Raw genomic sequence first — 20510 nt, forward strand, 5'->3', positions numbered from 1 at the left:
AGAATGCCGCATTACGAACGTATCCTGATCACCGGCGCCGCCGGCCGGCTCGGCTCGCAGTTGCGCAAAGGGCTGGTGCCGCTCGCCAAGACGATCCGCCTGGCGGGGCGCGAGCCGTTCGGCGATCTCGCGCCGCACGAAGAAGAAGCGGTGTTCGATCTCGCCGACATGGAGGCGACGATCGCGGCGACCAAGGACTGCGACGCGATCGTGCACTTCGGCGGCGCGCCGCTCGAATGCGAGTGGCAGACCATCCTCGATTCCAGCATCCGCGGCTCCTACCACATCTACGAAGGCGCCCGGAAATATGGGGTGAAGCGCGTCATCTACGCCTCCTCGGTGCATGCGATCGGCTATCACGAGATCGAGGCGCATATCGGCGTCGACGCGCCGGTGCGCCCCGACAGCCTCTATGGCGTGTCGAAGAACTTCGTCGAAAGCCTCAGCCGGCTCTATTGGGACAAGTTCGGCATCGAGACGGTGTGCCTGCGCATCTTCTCGTCGTTTCCCGAGCCGGCCGATCGGCGCATGCTGTGGTCATACCTCTCCTTCGCCGACTGCGTGCGGCTGGTCGAGGCATCGCTGACCGCGCCGCGCGTCGGCCACACGATCTCCTTCGGCATTTCCAACAACAAGCTGAAGATGGTCGACAACAGCGGCGCCGATCATCTCGGCTTCGTCCCCCAGGACAGCGCCGAGCCTTTCCGTGCCGCCGTAGAGGCGAAGACGCCTGTTCCGGATCCGAACAAACCCTCGGTGAAGTATCTCGGCGGCTGGTTCTGCGAGCTTGGCCACCCTGACGACAAGCCGACGTGACGATCAGGCTTGAGTCTTAGACGATAGGCGACGTCGCTTCACGTCGCCAGCCCGCTCAACATCACGAAACGACGGACGTTCGTGCCGGCGGCTGGCGCCATCGCCGCGATCCGCGATGCGGGAAAGACGATCCCGATCACCACCGTCGACCTTGGCAATGACGTGGCGGCGGACCTTGCCTCCGGCGGCCTGATCAAGGGCCTCGCCGCGCAGTTGCCCTATGATCAGGGCGTCGCGGTCGGAATCGCAACGGTCCTCGGTCTTCTCGAGCGGCAACCGCCACCCTGGATCGCCCTGCCTGGACTTGGTGTTACGGCCAGCAATGTGGTGGAGGCCTATCAGGTCGTCTGGCGCGCACCGGCCCCTGCCGCCTTGCTCAGAGCCCGCAAGCCGCGAAGGAACATGCCTTGACGGCAAGAGGCGGAGCTAGCTCGCAGCGACGGGCTCGCTTTGACCATTGCGTTCCAGAACGATCTCGATTACGTTGTTGAACGATCGTTCAACAGCGCATTCGAGACGCCGCGATGCCGTGCAATCCCCGTTACGAAATCCTATTCGAGCCGGTAACAATAGGGCCTGTCACCGCGCCGAACCGCTTCTATCAGGTGCCGCATGCAAGCGGGATGACCAACGCGCTGCCGCGCGTTCGCGCGGCATTTCGCGAAGCCAAGGCCGAAGGCGGATGGGGCGTGATCTGCACCGGCGCCTGCTCGATCGATCCGACTTCGGACGATGCGCCGCTGCCTTTCGCGACGCTATGGGACGACAATGACATCCGTGCTCACGCGCTGATGACGGAGGCCGTGCACCGCCATGGATCGCTTGCCGGCGTGGAGCTATGGCATGGCGGCGCATCGGTGATGAACCGGACAAGCCGCCTGCCGCCGCTGTCGCCATCCGGCATTCCGTGGATGGCCACGCATGTCGGCTTCATGGGCAATCTGCGGCCGAAGACGATGGACAAGGCCGATATCAAGGAGGTGCTGAGATGCCAGGCCGAAGCGGCACGCAAGGCGCGCACGGCCGGCTTCGATGTCGTCTATGTCTATGCCGGGATGGGCTATCTCGGCTACGAGTTCCTGCTGCCGGAATACAATCATCGCATCGATGAATATGGCGGCTCGATCGCGAACCGTGTCCGCTTCGTGCGCGAGATGATCGAGGTGACGAAGGATGCGGTGGGCAAGGATTGCGGTGTCGCGCTTCGTGTGAGCCTTGAGGAACTGCGCGGCCGGCCCGGGCGCAACCAGCCTTCGGAAGCCCATGAGCTGATCGAACTTCTTGCCGACCTGCCCGACCTGTTCGACGTGAAAATGGACTCAAGCCCGACGGATTGCTCGGCGTCGCGCTTCACCGGCGAAGGCAGCCACGAGCCGGTGATCGATTTCGTCAAGTCGCTGACGAAGAAGCCCGTGGTCGGCGTTGGGCGCTTCACCTCGCCGGACACGATGGTGTCGCAGATCCGACGCGGTGTGCTCGACTTCATCGGCGGCGCGCGGCCGTCGATCGCCGACCCCTTCCTGCCCGCCAAAATCCGTGACGGCCGCGAAGTCGAGATCCGCGAATGCATCGGCTGCAACATCTGCATTTCGAGCTGGCACGACAGCGTGCCGGTGCGCTGCACCCAGAATCCAACCGCCGGCGAAGAATGGCGGCGCGGCTGGCATCCCGAACGCGTCGGGCGCGCCGGCAGACCCGAACGCATCCTCATTGTCGGCGGCGGACCGGCCGGGCTTGAATGCGCCATGACGCTCGGCCGCCGCGGCCATGAGGTGATGCTTGCCGAGGCCAGCCGCGGCTTCGGCGGGCGGCTGACCTTCGAGAAGACGTTGCCAGGGCTGTCAGCCTGGAATCGTGTGGTCGAGTACCGACTGGGCCGCATCGGCGAGATGAGCAATGTCTCGCTCTATCCCGAGAGCACGCTCGGCGCCGACGAGATCATCGACTTGGCGCCGGAGCGCCTGGTGCTGGCGACCGGCGCGCGCTGGACGAACATGCTCTATTCCTCGATGGAGATCCCCGTCGGGCGGCTCGACCATACGGACGTGCTCACAGCCAACGACATCGCCGCCGGCAAGCTCCCCGAGGGGCCGACGCTGGTCTTCGATTTCGACAATTACTACATGGGCGGCGTCCTCACCGAGCATCTGGCCGCCCAAGGCATCCCGGTCAGCTACGCGACACCGTCCGGTCATGCCTCCGCATGGACGATCATGACCAACGAGCTGCCGCTGGTGCACCGGGCGCTGGCGCGCCGCAACGTGCCGGTGACGACGCTGCATCTGCTGAAATCCTTCGATGGCGAAACGGCGACGCTGGCGCATCTGTTCACCAGCGAAGAGACCCGCGTGGCCTGTCGCTCGGTGCTGATCGTCGGATTGCGGTTGCCGCGAAACGAGTTGTTCGAAGCGCTGACCGAAAAGGCGGGTGCGCTTGCGGCGGCGGGCATCCAGAGCGTCGATCGCATCGGCGACACGCTGGCGCCCGGCGCTATTGCCCATGCGGTGCATAGCGGCCACAAGCTGGCGCGCGAGATCGGCGCGGGGCTTCGCTGGCGGCCTTACCGCCGCGACACGCCGATCGTCGATGCGGCAGCGGATTTCGAGATGCGAACGGCAGCCGAATAGATCAATACAGAAAAGGCGTGAAGCGGTTTTCCGTTCGGAGTTGCGTCAGACAGGGAGGTCCAGAAAGCCATGGAGCGTATCGCCGCACGTCGCAGGCCCGGCCGCCCGCAGCGCGAGATCGGCGGCATCGCGCAGCGACCGTGGAAGCAGCTGACGCGGCCCTACGCGCCGATCGAAGTCCTGTCGGCCGACCAGGTGCAGGCAATCCATGAGATGGGACTCACCATCCTGGAGGAGATCGGCATGCGCGTGCTGCAGCCGCGGGCGCGCCAGCTCTATCGTGCCGCGGGCTGCACCGTCGACGAAGGCGAGATGCGCGTGCGCTTCGATCGCGCCATGGTGATGGAGCGCGTCGCCATGGCGCCGTCGTCATTCGAGCTGCGCGCCCGTGACCCTGAGAAGAACGTCAAGGTCGGCGGGCGGCACTGCATCCTGTCGTCGGTCGGCGGGCCGGCCTATGTCATGGACAACGACCGCGGCCGCCGTCCCGGCACCTATGCCGAGATGCGCGACTATCTGAAGCTCATCCAGTCGTTCAACGTGCTGCATCAGGAAGGCGGCGGGCCGTTCGAGCCGCTCGACCTGCACCAGAACACCCGTCACCTCGACCTCTACTATGCCGAGATCACCTTGCTCGACAAAAACTGGCAGCCGCAGGCGCTGGGTCATGGCCGCGCCATCGACGCGCTGGAAATGGTGGCGATTTCGCTCGGCACGACGCGCGAAAACCTGGCGCAGGAGATGCCGGTGTTCACCGGCATCATCAACACCAATTCACCGCTGCAGCTCGACGAGCCGATGGCCGAAGGGCTGATCGCGCTGGCCGAGCACGGTCAGGTCAACGTCATCACGCCGTTCACGCTGGCCGGAGCAATGAGCCCGGTGACGCTTGCCGGCGCGCTGTCGCAGCAGCATGCCGAGGCACTGGCCGGCATCGTGCTGACGCAGATCGTTCGACCGGGGGTGCCGGTGATGTATGGCGGCTTCACCTCAAATGTCGACATGAAGACCGGAGCACCCGCCTTCGGCACGCCGGAATACACGCAGGCGGCGCAGATCACCGGCCAGCTCTGCCGGCTGATCGGCGTGCCGTTCCGCTCCAGCAACGTCACCGCCGCCAATGCGGTCGACGCGCAGGCCGCCTATGAGAGCGCGATGTCCCTGTGGGGCTGCCTGATGGGCGGCGCCAACCTGGTGCTGCACGCGGCCGGCTGGCTCGGCGGCGGACTGACCGCGTCGTTCGAGAAGCTGGTGATCGATGCCGAGATGCTGCAGATGATGTCGGCCTATTTCGATCCGCCCGTCGTCGACATCGACACGCTGGCGCTGGACGCGGTGCGCGAGGTCGGCCCAGCCGGGCATTTCTTCGGCGCCGCGCATACCATGCAGCGCTATGAGCGCGCCTTCTATTCGCCGCTGGTGTCCAACTGGGACAATTACGACACCTGGATGGAACGCGGCCAGATCACCGCGCGGGAACGGGCCAACGTGATCTGGAAACGCATGGTCGCCGACTACGAGCAACCGCCGATCGATCCCGGCATCGACGAGGCGCTGCGCGACTACATGGAGCGCCGCAAGCGCGAGGGCGGATCGCCGTTGAACTGAGTCAGGCGTTCCGCAAAGGCCCGACCTGCGCCTCGAGCATCTCGAAGCCGGCAGCCTCGGCCGCCTGCGGCGTCACCACGCTTTCGTCGAGACACCATTCGAGCCAGAGCCCGTCGACCAGCGCGATGAAATTGCGCGCCAGCGCGGGTGCGTCGACCTGTCTGTCGCGCTCAAACGCAACCGTCGCGATGTCCTCGGCAAGTTCCGCGCGGTAGGCGTCGTAGAGCTCGCGATGCGCCGCCTTGAGTCGCGGGTTGACGGCGATCTCACCCCACAGCGACAGCCAGATCAGCAGGTTCTCGCGGCTGAAATATTCCGGCGCGAAGTTGGACCGCACCAGGGCGGCCAGCGCGGCCTCGGGAGGCCAGCCGGACGCCTCGGCGCGGCGGCGCTTGGCTTCGTCGATCTGGTTGTTGACGCTGGCATAGAGCGAGGATTTGTAGACCTCGACCAGCAGCCCATCGAGGCTTTCGAAGTGGTGGTTGATGAGACCGCGCGAGACGCCGGCCTCCTTGCAGATGCGATCTATGGTGAAGGCGCCGATGCCGCCGACGGACAGGCACCGCGTCGCCGCCTCGATCAGCATGGAGCGGCGCACATCGGCCTGTTCGCGGCTGAAGCGCGGCGCCTTCTTGGCACCGCGCTTCGTTTTTGCAGCTTCCGGTTGGGCTTGCGTCATGCAACCCAGCTAATCGATTGCGCCGATCCTGTCCATCAAGCGTTCACGCCGTCTTCTTGAACAGCACAGGATTGGGGTGACCGTCCGGATAGATGACGGGTTCGAATGCGGTCTTATGGATGGCGACCAGCGGCTGGTGACAGATGAAGACGAATCCGCCGGACTGTTCCATCAGATCCTCCATGCGGTTGGACAAGGCGATGCGCTTGGCCTCGTCGCTTTCTCCAACCAGTTGCTGGTAGCTGGTCTCGAATTCGGAACTGTCGAAGCCTGACCAGTTGTAAGCGCCGATCTGGTCGGGGCGGAACCAGACCAGGTTCTCGGACGGATCGACGCCGCCGGCGAAATCCATGAGCGCCAGGTCGATGTTCTTGTAGCCGTTGCCTTGCGTCTTGTCGCCTACGCCCCAGAAGGCGGCTTCGTCGTAGGGCTGGATCTCGATCTTGATGCCGGCCTGCTCGAGGCTGGCCTGGATGATCTGCGCGGTCGCGGTGCGGATGGAATCATTCATCACCGTCAACGTCAACGACAAGTCGTTCACGCCTGCCTCGGCGAGCAGCGCGGCGGACTTTTCATAGTCGGGCGCCGCGATCAGATTGCTCGGGCGCGCGAATTTCGTGCCGGGCTGGACCACGCCTGTGGAGCGCTTGGTGAGGTCGTCATAGACGCCGGTCAGGATCTGTCCGACATCGACGCCATATTGCACGGCTTGCCGCACCTTCAGATCCTTGAGGCGCGGGCTGAGCATGTTGATCGTCAGCCAGACATAGCGGGTCGACTGCGCCTCGATCAGTTTCGTATTGGCGGGCGGTTTGGCCTTGACGGCCTTGGTCGCCGAAATGGCGATCTTGGTGTAGTCGAAGGCATCGGCCTCGTAGGCCAATTGCGCCGCCTGATCGTCGGCCACGACATAGATCTCGACCGTGCCGAAATCCGGCTTCGGTCCCGGCCAGTCCGGATTGGCGGTCAGCGTCACCTTCTGCTTCTGCTGCCAGTCCGAGAAGCGATAAGGACCGCAGGTCGCCGGGGGCTCGGTGGTGAATTTGCCGCCCGCCTTCTCGGTGCCGGCCCGGCTGATGATGTGGCCGCCATAGTAAGGCAGGCTGGTGACGAAGATCGGCTGGTAAGGATCCTTGAGGTGGATGATGCCGGATCTGGCGTCGACGACCTCGACACGGTCCAGCTTCTCGAATTGATAAGCCCAAGGCGACGACAGCTTCGGATCGGCTATGCGCTCGTAGGAGAATTTCACGTCTTCGGCGGTGAGCGGGCCAAGGCCGTTCGACCATTTCAGCCCATCGATCAGGGTGAAGGCGATGGTCTTCGGATCCTTCAGCTCGAGTTTCTCCGCGCCCCAGAGCGACCACGGCGAACCTTGCCTGAGATCGCCGAGGCGGTTCAGCGACACATAGATGCCGCGCATCATGACGTCTTCGATGCCGCCGATCATGAAGGCGGGATCAAGCGTCTGCAGGTCGCCTTCCATGCGGATGCGCAGCGTGTCGCCGGCCGCCGACCAGGCGAATCCCGGCTTCATCGTCAGGCCGGCGCCCAACACGCCGGCGGCTTTCAGGAATGCACGTCTGTCCATGGTCCATCTCGTCATCTCAGTTTCCCCTTTGGTTTGCGGAAGCGCGTGTGACGGCCTCCCGTTCTTGCCCGCCGGTCTGCAGCGGGAAATGGCAGCGCACCAGGCGATCGGCGCCCATCGGCCGGTAGACCGGCGCCTCGGTCTTGCAGCGGGATTGCACGAGCGGACAGCGCGTGTGGAATTCGCAGCCGGAAGGCCGGCGGAACACGCTCGGGATTTCGCCGGTAATGGCAAGATTGTGGCTGCGCCGGCGTGGATCGGGGATCGGCTCGGACCGGATCAGCGTCGCGGTGTAGGGATGCAATGGGGCGGAGAAGACCTCTTGCGTCGGTCCTGTCTCGACGAGCCGGCCGAGATACATGATGGCGAGCCGGTCGCTGACATGGCGGATCATCGCCAGATTGTGGGTGACGATCATGGTGGCGAAGCCGAGCTCGCGCTTGAGTTCGCCGATCAGGTTGAGCACATCGCCCTGCACAGAAACATCGAGCCCGGCGGTCGGCTCGTCGGCAAGCAGCAGATGCGGTTTCATCGCAAGCGCCCGCGCGACGCCGACGCGACGCGCCTGCCCGCCCGACAGTTCATGCGGAAAACGGTCGACGAAGGAGGCCGGCAAGCCGACCAGCGCCAGCAGGGCCTTCGCCGCCGCACGCCGGTCCGGCATCGGCAGCCCCTGGATGACCTGCGGTTCGGTGAGCAGCGTGCCGACGCGCAGGCGCGGGCTGAGCGAGGCGACCGGATTCTGGAACATCATCGCCGAGCGCCGGCGCATGGCGCGAAAATCGGACCGGGTCGCGACCTCCCTCCCCTCGAAGACGATGCGGCCGGCCGCAGCCCGGACGAGGCCGAGAATGGTGCGGGCAAGCGTCGTCTTGCCGGAGCCGGATTCGCCGACCAGCCCAAGCGTCTCGGCCGGCATCAGCGACAGCGTGACGCCGTCGATGACGTTGAAGCCCGGCAGCGGGAACGGATTGATCAGCCGGTCGAGCAAGCTGCTGCGAACGAAGCTGACCGACAGGTCCTCGACGGCAAGCAGCGGGCTCATGGCGTCACCGCATGGCAGCGGGCAGCATGGCATGCGGTGAGCTTCACCAGCGGCGGCGCGATGGTCTTGCATGGCGCGAAGGCCCTGCCGCAGCGCTGCGCGTAAACGCATCCCGGTGGTGGTTGGGTCAGGCTCGGCAATGACCCGGGAATGGTCGGCAGCCTGTCCAGCCGATCATGGAAGCGGGCGGGATCGCAGGCGAGCAGCGCCTGGGTATAGGGATGGCGCGGATCGTGGAAGATCGCATCGACCTCGCCGCCCTCGACCACCTCGCCGGCATACATGACATAGACACGATCGCAGAGTTCGGCGATGACACCGAGATGATGCGAGACGACGATGATGATGCCGTTATATTCGCGCCTGAGCTCTCGCAGCAGATGGATGATCTGCGCCTCCATGGTGACGTCGAGCGCGGTCGTCGGCTCGTCGGCGATGAGCAGGCCGGGATCGGTCAGCAAGGCGGCCGCGATCGCCACGCGCTGGCGCATGCCGCCGGAAAGCTCGTGCGGGTAACTCCGCATGCGCCGTTCGGCATCGGCGATGCCGACGCGACCGAGCATGGCGGCGATGCGCGCCCGCTTTTGCGCACGGCTGAAATCCTTACGGTGGTGCTGGAAATCGATGAGCTGGTCGCCGATGGTCAGCACCGGGTTGAACGCCGTCATCGGGTCCTGGCCGACCAGCGCGATCTCATCGCCGCGCAGCAGCCGCTGGCGATGCGCGTCGAGCTTTGCCAGGTCGACGCCGTTGTAACGGATCGCCCCGTCGATGCGGGCGTTGGCCGGCAACAGGTTGGCCAGAGCGGTGACCAGCGTGGACTTGCCGCAGCCGCTCTCGCCGACAATGCCGATGACCTCGCCGGGATGCGCTTCGATATCCACATGGCGAAGGGCGTGCACGCTACCGTGCGGCGTCTCATAGCGGACGCTTAGACCGCTGGCGGCAAGCGAGCCGCTCATGCCGGCCTCCGCAGTTGCAGGCGCGGGTCGAGATAGTCGCGCAGACCCTCGCCGAGAAAGGTGAAGCCGAGCGTCGCCAGCACCAGCGGCAGGCCGCCGAAGATCACCATGAACGGTGCCGAGCGGATGCTTGTATAGCCGTCATAGAGAATCGAGCCCCAGGACGGCGTCGGCGGGCGCACGCCGAGGCCGAGGAAGCTCAAGCCGGCCTCGACCATGATGACGACCGGAATGTCCATCGACAAAAGGATGATCAGCGGACCGACGACGTTGGGCAGGAGGTGGATGAAGACGATGCGTGCCGCACTCGCGTCGAGCAGACGCTCGGCAAGGATGTAGTCGCTGTTCTTCAGCGCCAGCGTCTGGGCCCGGATCAGCCGCGCGTAGCTTGGGAACGACGTCGCGGCGATGACGATGATCAGCGTGCCGGTACCGGCGCCGAGCACGGTGATGATGGCAAGCGCGAACATGATCATCGGCAGCGAATTCATGCTGTCGAAGCTGAGCACCAGAATGGCGTCGAGCCAGCGCGGACCGTAGCCGGCGACGAGGCCGAGCAGCAGGCCGATGGCGCCGGCTATGGCAACCGAGACCATGGCGATGGTGAGCGCCGTGCGCGCGCCGTAGATGACGCGCGACAAGAGATCGCGGCCGAGATGGTCGGTGCCGAACCAGTGTTCCGCCGATGGCGGCTGCAGCTTGTGCAGCACGTCGATCTTGACCGGTGAATAAGGCGCCAGCCAGGGCGCGAAGATCGCGGTGACAAGGAAGCCGGTAACCAGAATCAGCGCCACGCGGGTGAAGGGGTCGGCGAGCAATGCGCGCAGCAGCACAAGCCGTTGTCGATCGGGCCCGGATGGAGAAGCCTCAGCCACGGAAGACATCACGGACCCTCGGGTCGAGCCGCGCAATGAGAAGATCGGCGGCGATGGTGATGGAGACGTAGATGGCGGTCATGATCAGCACCGTGCCCATGACGACCGGATAGTTGCGAGTGCTGACGGCGTCGGTGATCAGCTTGCCGATGCCGGGCCTGGCGAACACCGCCTCGACGAAGACGGCGCTGGACAGGATGCTGCCGAGGCCGACCGCGACCAGCGAGATGGTCGGGATGATGGCGATGCGCAGCGCATATTTGGAGACGATCTTCCATTCCGGCAGGCCGAAGGAACGCGCGGTGCGGATATGGGGCTCGCCCATCACCTCCATCATCGAGGCGCGCACCATGCGGGCGATATAGCCGATCCAGCCGAGGGCGATCGCCGCGGCCGGCATGACCAGCGCCCTTGCCTGGCTGAAGAGATCGCCGGCCTCGCCCGCCCCGATGGCCGGCAGCCAGCGCAGCGTGACCGCAAACAGGAGCAGCGAGTAGATGGCGACGACGAAGGACGGCACGGCGATGACACCGACCGAGAGCACGCCGATGGCGGCATCGGCGGCCGTGCCGCGCCGCATAACCGACAGGCAGCCCAGCGGCACGCCGATCAAGAGCGCCACGGCGAGCGCCGTCAGCCCTAGGACAAGCGTATTCGGCAACGCTTCCAGGACCAGCGTGGAAACGGGCCGGTTCGACCAGACATCGTAGCCGAGATTGCCGGTCAGCGCGTTCCGGAAGAATTCGACGATCTGCCACCAGACCGGCTGGTCGAGCCCCATGCGCTCGATCAGCAGCCGCTTCAATTCCGGCGTGGCGCGCGGACCGAGCGCCACGGTCGCGGGATCGCCCGGAACCAGGAAGACGGCAGCATACATGGCGACCATGACGAGGACGAGGATCAGGAGACCGAGACCGATGCGCTTCACTGCGTATGCGAGCATGGCCTCCCCTCCTTCAGGCGAAATCGCGCCTGATGCGCCGTGTCGCCGAGGCGTTGTGCACGAGCTTGCCTCGTTCTCGGGCTTCAAGGCGCCAACTGAGGTCGAAATGCGTTTCATCCGCCGTCAGCTCGGTCACCGCCCTCGCTTCGGTATCGGCATCGGCGCTGGCAATCGCCCATCGATATTCGGTGACGAGCTTTGCCGAGAGGGGATCGCCGCTGCTGATGCTCATCGTATCGCTGTTGGCGGAAGACACGGTGATGGCGCGATCGTCATAGCGCCTGCTTCCATGATCCGAGGTCAGGGCGATGATCTGCAGGCTCGAGCCGACGTCCTCGGTGACGATGCGACGGTCGAAGCCTTCGGTGAGCGTCGTGGTCGGGACCGGCGGCGCGGTTTCGGCCGGCTCGAAGCGAACGTCGCGGTCGCGCGGCGACGGCGGCCGCACCGGAAGAACCAGCTTGCTGTCGCCGCTCGCGACCGACAGCACCGAAAGTTTCGGTTGCGGCCACAGGATCGGCCAATGCTGGTTGGCCAACGCTAGCCGCACGCGGTGCCCCTTGGGTATGGCGCGGGCGAAATCGTTGAGCTTGAGCTTGACGCGGAACGGCGTTCCGATCGGACAGGGCGTCGGATGCTCGTGGCTGTCGCGATGACTGAGGTTGAGCACGCCATGCGTCATTAGCGCCGAGGTGCCGTCGGGATAGACGTCGCAAAGGCGGGCGGCAAGGTTGACATGCGGCTGGTCGACGCTGACGAGCAGATCGAGCTCGGGCGCGCCAAGCAGGGTCAGGTCATCTTCGAGCGGCAAAGTGTCGAAGCACAGCGCCAAACCGTCCTCGCGGCGCTGGTCGATGGGCATGTCCGGGCACGAACCGCCATAGCCGCCCCAGCGGCCGCAGTCGCGGCCGGCGGTGGCGGGAGAGCATACCGACAGCGTGGCGCCAGGCGCCGGTTGGCCGCTCAGTCCGGCGGCGTTCAGATGCAAGACGCGGCGCTCGACACGTGGCGACGGCCATTGGTCCTCCGCCGCCCAACTGCCGGCATGATCCGGAAGGTAGAAAGGCTGCGGCCGCTCCTCGCCGGTGATCCAGACCCGATAGAGCGGCTCGTCCATGATGCCGGTGTCTTCGGCGCAAAGCCAATGACGCCACCAGCGCAGCGCCTCCTGCAGATAGCCGATCAGCGGACCCGGCGCGCCGCGACAGGGATAGGCATGCGACCACGGTCCGACGATGCCAAGCTTCGGCCCCGGCAGATGTTCCAGCAGGCGCGGCACGAAGTTCGAATAGCTGTCCTCCCAGCCGCAGACGGCCATGACGGCGCATTCGATCGCGGCATGATCCTCACAGACCGAACCCTGCCGCCAGTAGTCGTCGCGACGCTGGTGGGCGAGCCAGATTTCCGACAGCGAGCGTGTCGCTTCCAGACGGCTGATCCACATGGCGCGCCAGGCGTCACCGACAATCTGCGGGTCGGGCGCCATAGCCTTCTTCACCAGCATGAAGTTCGACCACATCTCCTGCTCGGTGAGCAGGGCGCCGCCCATATAGTGGATGTCGTCGGCGTAGCGATCGTCGGTGGCGCAGTTGGCGATGATGGCCTTCAGCGCCGGCGGCCGGCGCGCCGCGACCTGCAGCGCGTTGAAGCCGCCCCAGGAAATGCCGGTCATGCCGACATTGCCATTGCACCAGGACTGCGCCCCCAGATGGGCGATGATCTCGCAGGCGTCCTCCTGCTCGCGCGGCAGATACTCGTCGGCCAAGTCGCCATCGGAATCGCCGGAGCCGCGGATGTCTATGCGGGCGCAGGCGATGCCGTGGCCGGCGAGCCAGGGATGGATGTCAATGTCACGGGCAACGGTGCCGTCGCGGCGCCGGTAAGGCACCATTTCGACCACCACAGGCACCTTGGCGTCGGTGCGCGGACGCCACACGGTGGCGGCGATTCGCGTGCCGTCAGCCAGCACGATCCAATAGGGATCGACGGTTTCGACGGCAAAGGGAAACTCGGTCCGTACCACTGCGGGTGCTCGTCAACGCCTTGTTGAACGTTCGTACAACAAGAGTATTCCGGATGCAATCCCGTTTGAACCATTTGCGATCCAGGCACAGAGAAACTTCATTCAGCTGAACTGGCCGCACTCCGGGACCGCGTTCAGGTGAGAGGTGCTCTGGCGGCCGTGATGATGCGCAAAGCTACCATTTGCGATCTTGGCTACAGAGGTCGGATTAGAGCGCGCGCAGCCGCCCACACGAACCGTCTCAGGCTGTACCAATCTTCGCGGCAATTGCGCGATAACAGTTTGGAAGCGCAACGCACGGCACCGGCAACGATCCTGGCGGCGGGTTTCGCCGTTGCAGGTTTGTGGCCGCGGCGAACGACAGCCGCCGGGCGACAACCCGCGTTCGGATCGTGGTCACAATACCTACGATGCGGCCTGACCAAACTTGCGCGTCTTGCGGGCCGCTTGCGGCGAGGCGTAGAGCTGTGACGGCGCCGTCCAAGCCTGGTCCCCGTCCCTGCGCTCGCCGGTGATCAGGGTGCGCATCTGCGAAAGATAGGTCTCTATGAAAAAGGCGGTCTGCGACTCCAGCGGCGTATAAGGCCCGGGACGATAGGCGCGCGAGGCGATCCCGTCGGCGTTGTCTTCCGTTATCTTCTTGTCCTGAACGGTCGTCACGTCCCACATCCATGAAATCTTGTCGACGTCGACCGACGCTTCGGCGTCCTTGTCGACCAGCCATGTCAGGATCACGTCGGTCTCGTTGGCGTTGCGTGGGATCATCTGGAACATGGTCAGATAGTCGTTGGGCGCGCTGAGGAACGAAAGCCGGCCGATCCGGAAGCCGTTTTCGCCGCCGTCGAACTTGCCACGCCCGCCCATCAGGCATGAGACCGGCTGGCCATCGTCGGAAAGCGTGAGACGGCCCGAGCCGATCGGCTTGCGGTGCATGGCGTAGGGCACCGTGTCCAGGTCGCCGGGCTCCCACACGCCCTTGTGGAACTCGGCGTCGCCGATGACGCTGTGCCAGGCGTCGATCTCCTGCTTCCATTCAGCGGCGTTGTAGTCGTCGCGCATGGCGGTCACCTTCACATGGCCGTTGACGCGGAAATATTCGGGGTGCGCCGGGCGGCAGTGGTAGCACTCGAGAAAGTTCTCAAGAACCAGCTTCCAGTTCGCCTTGGTCAGATAATTCTTGCGCGCGACGATGCGCGCGTTGGTGACGCCGTTCTCGCGCAGAAGATCGGTCAGGCCGGCCGCCACCGGCTCGATGTCGGGCAGGCTGGAGGCATCGAGGCCACACATCACCAGGCCACCGATCACCTTGGTCGGCACCTCGTGCAGTCCGAGACCGTCGCCGTCGACGCCCTCGGGCAGGTCGCGCCGGGTCTGCAGCTCACCGGTCAGCCGGAAGGACCAGGCATGATAGGGGCAGACCAGCAGCTTGCCGCGGCCATCCTTGACGCATAACCGCGAGCCGCGATGGGTGCAGACATTGTAGTAAGCGGCAATGTCATCCTCGCCATCTCCGTGACGGGCGACGATAACCTCCTCGTCGAACAATTGACGGATGATGTAGCTGCCCTTCTCCGGCACCTCGCTGGCATGGGCAACGATGACCCATTGGCGAGGGAACCACAATTCGCGCTCGAGCGCGAAGATATCCGGGTCGAGATAGAAGGCCTGCTGCAGCGACCAGTCCTTGCTGTGCTCGTCGATCAACTTGACCACGCGCGCGCGATCGAGGCCGGACAACATCTTGTCGTTTGCATACATGGCGGACTCCAGGGGCGGGGCTCCAGGGCTGGCTAATGCCTTTTGATCAGGCTTGCAGCGAATTGCGGCACTCATCAACCATGGATTTGGCAGGCTTCCATCTCAAAAAGTCATGGAATACTCTTGTGATCGATGAAGACGCTCAAAGCCTCGCTTCCCTTGCTCAACGCCATGGTCGCATTCGAAGCGACCGCGCGACGCGGAAACCTGACGGCCGCCGCCGAGGAGCTCGCAATCGCGCAATCGGCCGTGTCGCGCCACATCGCCAATCTGGAAAAGCGGATCGCGCTCGACCTTCTGGCGCGCAAGGGAAACCGCGTCTCGCTGACCGAAAACGGGGCCGCGCTGGCCGAGGCGATCCGGGACGGGCTGGGCACGATCCGCGACACCGTCGCGCGGCTGCAGGAGGCCGATCGCGGTTCCCTCGTCATCGCCAGCGGCTACGACCTCGTCCAGGCGTGGCTGATGCCGCGCTTCGATCTCGTGACCTCGCTCGTCACCGATGGCCGTGTCACGCTGCTGACGTCCAGCAATCCCGACGATTTCGGCCGGCCGGAGGTTGGGATTTCGATACGCTTCGGTCGCCCTGAGCTTTGGCCCGGCTTCGCCGCCCGCAAGCTGTTCGATGGCGAGTGGTTTCCCGTCTGCTCGCCGGGCTTCCTCGAACGGCACCCTGCTTTGGCGTCGGAGGATCCGGCAGCCTTCCTCGACGTGCCGCTGCTGCATCTCGCCGCTCCCGAAGATGCGATCGACAATTGGAGATCCTGGATCGGCACCGCCCGGAGCCTGCCCGGACCGACATTCTCCAGCTATCTGTCGATGATGCACGAGGCGATAGCCGGTCGCGGCGCGGCGCTCGCATGGGCCGGCTTCGTCGAAGAGCAGCTGAAGCTCGGGCAATTGGTGCAGTTGACCAAGACCCCGCGCCGCCATGCCGACGCGTTCTATATCGTCACCCGAAGGAAGGCGACGCCAACCGAACAGATAGTGGCGCAGGCTTTGCTCGACAGCGCGACGGCCCGCTGACCTTCGCCAGTTACTCCGCCGCGGTGGCGAAACGCCTGGCGCCATGGCGCGCGCTCCACGCGGGCATCGAGGCCTCGACATCTTCCTCGCTCGCGAAGGCATCGCGCGCGTAGCGGTCGATCCTGAACCGAGCAGGATCGACGAGGCGCGGCATATCCAGCAGGATTTCGGTCGCCAGCCTGCCGAGGCCCGGCCCGTGGCTGACGCCGGTCTCGTTGTCGCCACCCGCGACGACGATGTTCGCGTGGCCCGGCACATGCCCGACCATCAAGCCGACGTCGGGCGTGTAGCAGGGGATGCCCTGCGACCAGTTCGCGACCTTCGAGCCGCGCAGCGGCGGGAAGACGTCCTGCAGCTTTTCCATCTGGTGGTCGACCATGGACTGCATCAGCTCGCGGTTGTGCGGTTGGCCGGGTTCGAGGTCGCTCTCCTCCAGGCGATGCATCGGCGTGTAGTGGCTGCCCGTGCCCCACATGATGGCGCCGAAGGTCTCGCGCAGCCAAAGCCTGAGCTCGCGGCATTGGATGGTCGGCAGCGTCGAAGGCAGGCCCCGGTCGTCGGTGACCACGCGCGTGGCCAGTACCCGCAGCAGCGGCAGGCGCCAGTCAAGGCTGGCGAGGACCGCGTTGTTCCAGGCGCCCGCCGCCACGACCGCGCCGTCGGCCTCGATGATATCGCGGTCGGTCTCGAGCGTGACCTTGCCGCCGACGTCGCTGATCTTCCGCACCCTGGTCCTGTCGCGCACGACACCGCCGAGCTTGTTGATCTCGCTGACCAGCACGCCGAGCGCGAGCTTGGTGTCGAGCTGGATGCCGTGCGGATTGTAGGCGCCGGAGTGAACCTTCGCCGGATCGACCAGCCCGCCCATCTTCTCGCCGATCTGCGCGGCGTTCAGGTCCTGCATCTCCTTCGGCGCATAGGGCGAGCTGAGTACCGGCATGACGAAATCCTCGCGCCCTTGCGGCGTGAGCGCCATGATCAGCGTGCCGTTCGGCCGGTAGCCGATCTCGGTGCCGAGATCGCTCAGCATCCGGTAGAAGTCGAGGCCGTATTGTTGCAGGCGAAGGCCTTCCTCGCCGGCCGGGATCATGCCGGCCGACCAATGCGAGACGAAACCGGCGCCGGCGCTGGTCGTTGCCGCGCCGGGCTCTGTCGCCTCCACGAGCGTCACGGTCTTCACGCCCGATTTCAAGAGGTGATAGGCGGTGGAACAGCCGATGATGCCGCCACCCACGACCACGATATGCTTGCTGTTGGTTGCCGCCGGCATTTGTCTTCCTCCTTAGATGGTCGCGGCCGAAGGACCGCCAATATAGGTGTCGAGCCACCAGACGATGCGGGCGGCTGTGTCGATATATTCCGGATAACTGCGCAGGCTGTGGCCGGCGTTCGGATAGGTCGCGAGCGCGCTTGGCGAGCCCGAGCGCAGGGCCGCGAAATGACACTCCAGCGCCTGCCCCGGCGGCGTGCTCTTGTCGATGCCGCCGGCGATGACCAGCGTCGGCACGCTCCCGAGCTGCTTGTGGAAAGCAGGGCTGCGGGCGAAGTAGGCGCCGCCCTCTTCCCAGGGCGAGGATTCCAGCATCAGCGCGTCGAATTCCGGTATCTGAGTCGTGCGATGCTGGCTGTACCAGTCGCCGACGGGCGAGATCGGAATGGCGGCGGCGAAGCGGTCGCTGCGCGTCGGCAGCCATGCGGACATGAAGCCGCCATAGCTTGTGCCGGTGACGGCGACGCGATCCGGATCGACCAGGCCTTTTCCCACCAGGGCGTCGATGCCGCTCAAGATGTCGTCGGCATCGGCGCCGCCCATATCGCCCTGCACGGCGCGGGCGAAGGCGTCCCCGCGTCCCGTGCTGCCTCTCGGATTGGGGAAGAAAATCGTCCAGCCGCGCGAGACCAGAAGAGGAGCCGAACGCGTTCGGGCCATCCAGCGGTTGCGATGGGACGAGATCGGACCGCCATGGATGTCGACCAGCAGCGGCGTCGGGCCGGCCGCCGCCGGCGGGCGGACAAGCCAGCCCTGGATTTCCAGCCCGTCCGCGGCGCGCCAGGAAAATGGCTCGGCCTTGCCGCGGCCGGCCATCGCGGATCGCGCTTCGGTGGCCGCGAGCGACGCGAGCTCCCGCAGTTCGCCCTCGGCGACCTCAGCAAGGAACGGTGCTCGGTCGTAAGCCTCCGCGATGAAGAGCGAGCCCACGGCCCCGACCGGCACGCTGGAGGGCGCCCACTCGCCGCACGTCAATTCGGTCGACGACCAGCGTTCGGTCACCCCTGCGCCTGAGACATCGCAATCGGCCAGCACCGTCTCGTGGCCGCGAATGCCCGCCATATGCAAGCTGGTGGCGGAGCGCCATTCGATCGACGTGACGTCGATGGAATTGGTCGGCACGACCGCAACCTCGCCGCTCAACGGATCGAGGATCGACAGCTGTCCGGCAACAAGGCCGCGGTCGCTGCAGAAGGCCTGGACGAAGGCGATGCGGGCACCGTCGGGCGAGCCGCGCGGAACGCCGATCTGGTCGCGCGGCGTGTGGAGAAGCTTCACGGATCCCGATTTCGCGTCGATGAGCGAAAGCTTCGCCGCATACCAGCTACCCTCGCCATGGTCATCGCTGGTCACGGCAGCGATCTTGTCGGCGCCGCACCAGCTCGCTTCCCAGACATTGACGGGCGCCGATGTGAGCGGCGCAGGTTTGGCCCTCATATCCCAGAGCCAAATCCGGCGCCAAAGGTCCTCACCCTCGCCCCAATCGACTTCGGGCAGCCACGCGGGCGCATCCGTCTTCTGCTTCTGCGCGTAGCCGCCGTGAATTCCTGCCAAATCCGCGCCGGCGCCGGCAACGACCAGCAGCAGCTTGCGGCAATCGGGCGACCAGTCGATCAGCTCGATGCGCCCGGGCACGTCCGCCACCGCAACACCTTCGCCGGCGGAGCAGATCTCGATGCTGTCGACACCCGGTTCTCCACCGGCGTAGGCGACCGCCAGGCTCTGCCCGTCCGGCGCAAGGCTGATTTGCCTGGTCTCCGCATCGTTGAGCCGTTGAGGCGAGTGATCGCCGCGCCGCATTTGGTAGAGACGGCTGACCGGCGCGCCGTCGAGGCCGCCTTCGAAGCTCTGGCCGATGAAAAATACCGCCTCGTTGGAGTCATGACCGCAAAGAGAGCGGGCCGCGAAGACGTGCCCGCTCAGCCCGAAAAGGGCGGCATAGAGGCCCTGCGCCTCAGCGAATTCCGCGGCGGAGCGGAAATCCCGGGACATCCGGCCGGCAACCGGCGCGCCCTCAGATCCGGAATTCCGCATCCTGCTCATCTCGACTTCCCAGCATCGCGCTCAACCGGGCGCCATCGCCGCGGCAAGATCACAGACCCAACCATAACGGCAGTCGGCGCATTGTCTAGACACCAGTGTACATTAGATTGGACCAGCGACCGATGGGCGGTTGACCCGCCACTATCGGAATGCGCAGATTTCGAAGGCGGCGAAACAATCCGGATACAGACACGATGAGCCTTGATGACAAAGTCCAGTCGATCCTGAACAGCGAAGTCATCTGGGATGCGCATTCCGGCTTCATGCCGGACCCGGCCGCGGATCTGAACAATCTGCGGATCTGGCGCGACGCGGGCGTCGATTATCTTTCCATCGATGTCGGCTTCGATCTCTTGCCCTGGGAAAAGACGGTCGCCACGCTTGCCTGTTTCCGGCACTGGATCCTGGCGCGCCCGGCCGACTACGCGCTCGTCTCGTCGGCCGACGAAATCCTCGCCGCGAAGACGCAAGGCAAGCTGGCGGTCACCTTCGATATCGAAGGCATGAACGCGCTGAACGGCCGGGTCGAGATGGTCGAGTTCTACCATCGCCTCGGCGTCAGGCAGATGCTGTTCGCCTACAACCGCAACAATCTTGCCGGCGGCGGGTGCCACGACGAGGACAAGGGCCTCACCGCGTTCGGCCGGCAGGTGATCGACGAGATGAACCGTCTCGGCATGTTCGTGGACGTAACCCATACGGGCTATCGCACCACGATGGAGGTGATGGAATATACGGACCGCCCCGTCATCTTCTCGCACTCCAATCCGAAGGCGCTCTGCGCCCATGGGCGCAACATCACCGACGAGCAGATCGAGGCCTGCGCGCGGACCGGCGGCATCATCGGCGTCGTCGGCCTCAACCGCTTCCTGGGCGAGGGCCGCACCGATTCCGAACGGCTGGCCGACCACGTCGAATATCTGATCGACCTCGCCGGCCCGCGCCATGTCGGCATCGGGCTCGACTATGCTTTTCCGGTCGAGGTGGAAGGCATCGAAGACATCATCTCAAGCAATCCGCATTTCTGGCCGAGGAACGAATATCCGGAAGGCAAGACCACCTACTCGAGCCCGAGTCAGATGAAAGAACTCATCGAGGTCCTGCTTCGGCGCGGCCAGCCGGAGCGCACGGTTCGCGACGTGATGGGCGGCAACTTCATGCGGCTCGCGCGCGAGATCTGGAAATAGCCCCCGGAACAACCGGCGCGCCGACCGGTCAATGACTGGAACAAGCTCCGGGTTCGC

At 65.2% G+C, this 20510-nt stretch carries 16 protein-coding genes; 6 read left to right on the forward strand and 10 right to left on the reverse strand.

Annotation, left to right across the window (positions count from 1 at the left end; all coding sequences use genetic code 11):
- Positions 1-3: 3 nt before the first annotated feature.
- From FJW06_RS21720 to FJW06_RS21735, 4 genes are all read left to right on the forward strand, one after another.
- Positions 4-816: an NAD(P)-dependent oxidoreductase gene (locus FJW06_RS21720; RefSeq protein ID WP_140754312.1), complete on the forward strand. Its 813-nt coding sequence runs from the start codon at positions 4-6 to the stop codon at positions 814-816.
- Between the two features lie 81 nt (positions 817-897).
- Entirely contained in the window at positions 898-1227 is a 330-nt protein-coding gene (locus FJW06_RS21725) for a hypothetical protein (RefSeq protein ID WP_140754314.1), read from the forward strand.
- A 113-nt stretch (positions 1228-1340) separates the two neighbouring features.
- The gene (locus tag FJW06_RS21730; protein WP_140754316.1) at positions 1341-3443 is read left to right on the forward strand and encodes an FAD-dependent oxidoreductase; all 2103 of its coding nucleotides are present in this window, start codon (positions 1341-1343) and stop codon (positions 3441-3443) included.
- 69 nt (positions 3444-3512) lie between these two features.
- Complete coding sequence (locus FJW06_RS21735; protein ID WP_140754318.1) at positions 3513-5051, forward strand: trimethylamine methyltransferase family protein; 1539 nt, start codon at positions 3513-3515, stop codon at positions 5049-5051.
- A gap of 1 nt (position 5052) precedes the next feature.
- Here the strand turns inward: FJW06_RS21735 and FJW06_RS21740 are convergent, their stop codons facing one another.
- The 8 genes from FJW06_RS21740 to FJW06_RS21775 form a co-directional block, all read right to left on the reverse strand.
- The gene (locus tag FJW06_RS21740; protein ID WP_140754320.1) at positions 5053-5730 is read right to left on the reverse strand and encodes a TetR family transcriptional regulator C-terminal domain-containing protein; all 678 of its coding nucleotides are present in this window, start codon (positions 5728-5730) and stop codon (positions 5053-5055) included.
- Between the two features lie 43 nt (positions 5731-5773).
- The gene (locus FJW06_RS21745; protein ID WP_246674769.1) at positions 5774-7321 is read right to left on the reverse strand and encodes an ABC transporter substrate-binding protein; all 1548 of its coding nucleotides are present in this window, start codon (positions 7319-7321) and stop codon (positions 5774-5776) included.
- A gap of 16 nt (positions 7322-7337) precedes the next feature.
- Positions 7338-8366, reverse strand: coding sequence for an ABC transporter ATP-binding protein (locus FJW06_RS21750; RefSeq protein WP_140754324.1), 1029 nt, complete (start codon positions 8364-8366; stop codon positions 7338-7340).
- Positions 8363-9328: an ABC transporter ATP-binding protein gene (locus FJW06_RS21755; RefSeq protein ID WP_140754326.1), complete on the reverse strand. Its 966-nt coding sequence runs from the start codon at positions 9326-9328 to the stop codon at positions 8363-8365. The genes FJW06_RS21750 and FJW06_RS21755 overlap by 4 nt, the downstream gene beginning before the upstream one ends.
- A complete protein-coding gene (locus FJW06_RS21760) occupies positions 9325-10161 on the reverse strand; it encodes an ABC transporter permease (protein WP_246674771.1) in 837 nt (278 codons plus the stop codon). Before FJW06_RS21760 ends, FJW06_RS21755 begins: the two co-directional genes overlap by 4 nt.
- Before the next feature lie 34 nt (positions 10162-10195).
- Positions 10196-11146 (reverse strand): ABC transporter permease, encoded by a 951-nt coding sequence (locus FJW06_RS21765; RefSeq protein ID WP_140754330.1) that lies wholly within the window; start codon positions 11144-11146, stop codon positions 10196-10198.
- 13 nt (positions 11147-11159) lie between these two features.
- Positions 11160-13169 (reverse strand): CocE/NonD family hydrolase, encoded by a 2010-nt coding sequence (locus tag FJW06_RS21770; protein ID WP_140754332.1) that lies wholly within the window; start codon positions 13167-13169, stop codon positions 11160-11162.
- A gap of 405 nt (positions 13170-13574) precedes the next feature.
- Positions 13575-14927 (reverse strand): aromatic ring-hydroxylating dioxygenase subunit alpha, encoded by a 1353-nt coding sequence (locus FJW06_RS21775; RefSeq protein WP_140754334.1) that lies wholly within the window; start codon positions 14925-14927, stop codon positions 13575-13577.
- A 132-nt stretch (positions 14928-15059) separates the two neighbouring features.
- Between FJW06_RS21775 and FJW06_RS21780 the strand changes: the two genes are divergently transcribed.
- The gene (locus FJW06_RS21780) at positions 15060-15953 is read left to right on the forward strand and encodes a LysR family transcriptional regulator (RefSeq protein ID WP_140754336.1); all 894 of its coding nucleotides are present in this window, start codon (positions 15060-15062) and stop codon (positions 15951-15953) included.
- Positions 15954-15963: 10 nt separating this feature from the next.
- Here the strand turns inward: FJW06_RS21780 and FJW06_RS21785 are convergent, their stop codons facing one another.
- Positions 15964-17223 carry an FAD-binding oxidoreductase gene (locus tag FJW06_RS21785; protein WP_140754338.1) on the reverse strand — a complete coding sequence of 420 codons (1260 nt, stop codon included), beginning with the start codon at positions 17221-17223 and terminating at the stop codon, positions 15964-15966.
- 12 nt (positions 17224-17235) lie between these two features.
- Positions 17236-19266, reverse strand: a complete 2031-nt coding sequence (locus FJW06_RS21790) for a prolyl oligopeptidase family serine peptidase (protein ID WP_140754340.1) — start codon at positions 19264-19266, stop codon at positions 17236-17238.
- 194 nt (positions 19267-19460) lie between these two features.
- Here FJW06_RS21790 and FJW06_RS21795 point away from each other — a divergent pair, with 194 nt between their 5' ends.
- On the forward strand, positions 19461-20453 hold the full coding sequence (locus FJW06_RS21795; protein ID WP_140754342.1) for a membrane dipeptidase: 993 nt from the start codon (positions 19461-19463) through the stop codon (positions 20451-20453).
- The last annotated feature ends 57 nt before the right edge of the window (positions 20454-20510 follow it).

The sequence above is a fragment of the Mesorhizobium sp. B4-1-3 genome (assembly GCF_006439355.1).
In the GTDB taxonomy this organism is placed as follows: Bacteria; Pseudomonadota; Alphaproteobacteria; order Rhizobiales; family Rhizobiaceae; genus Mesorhizobium.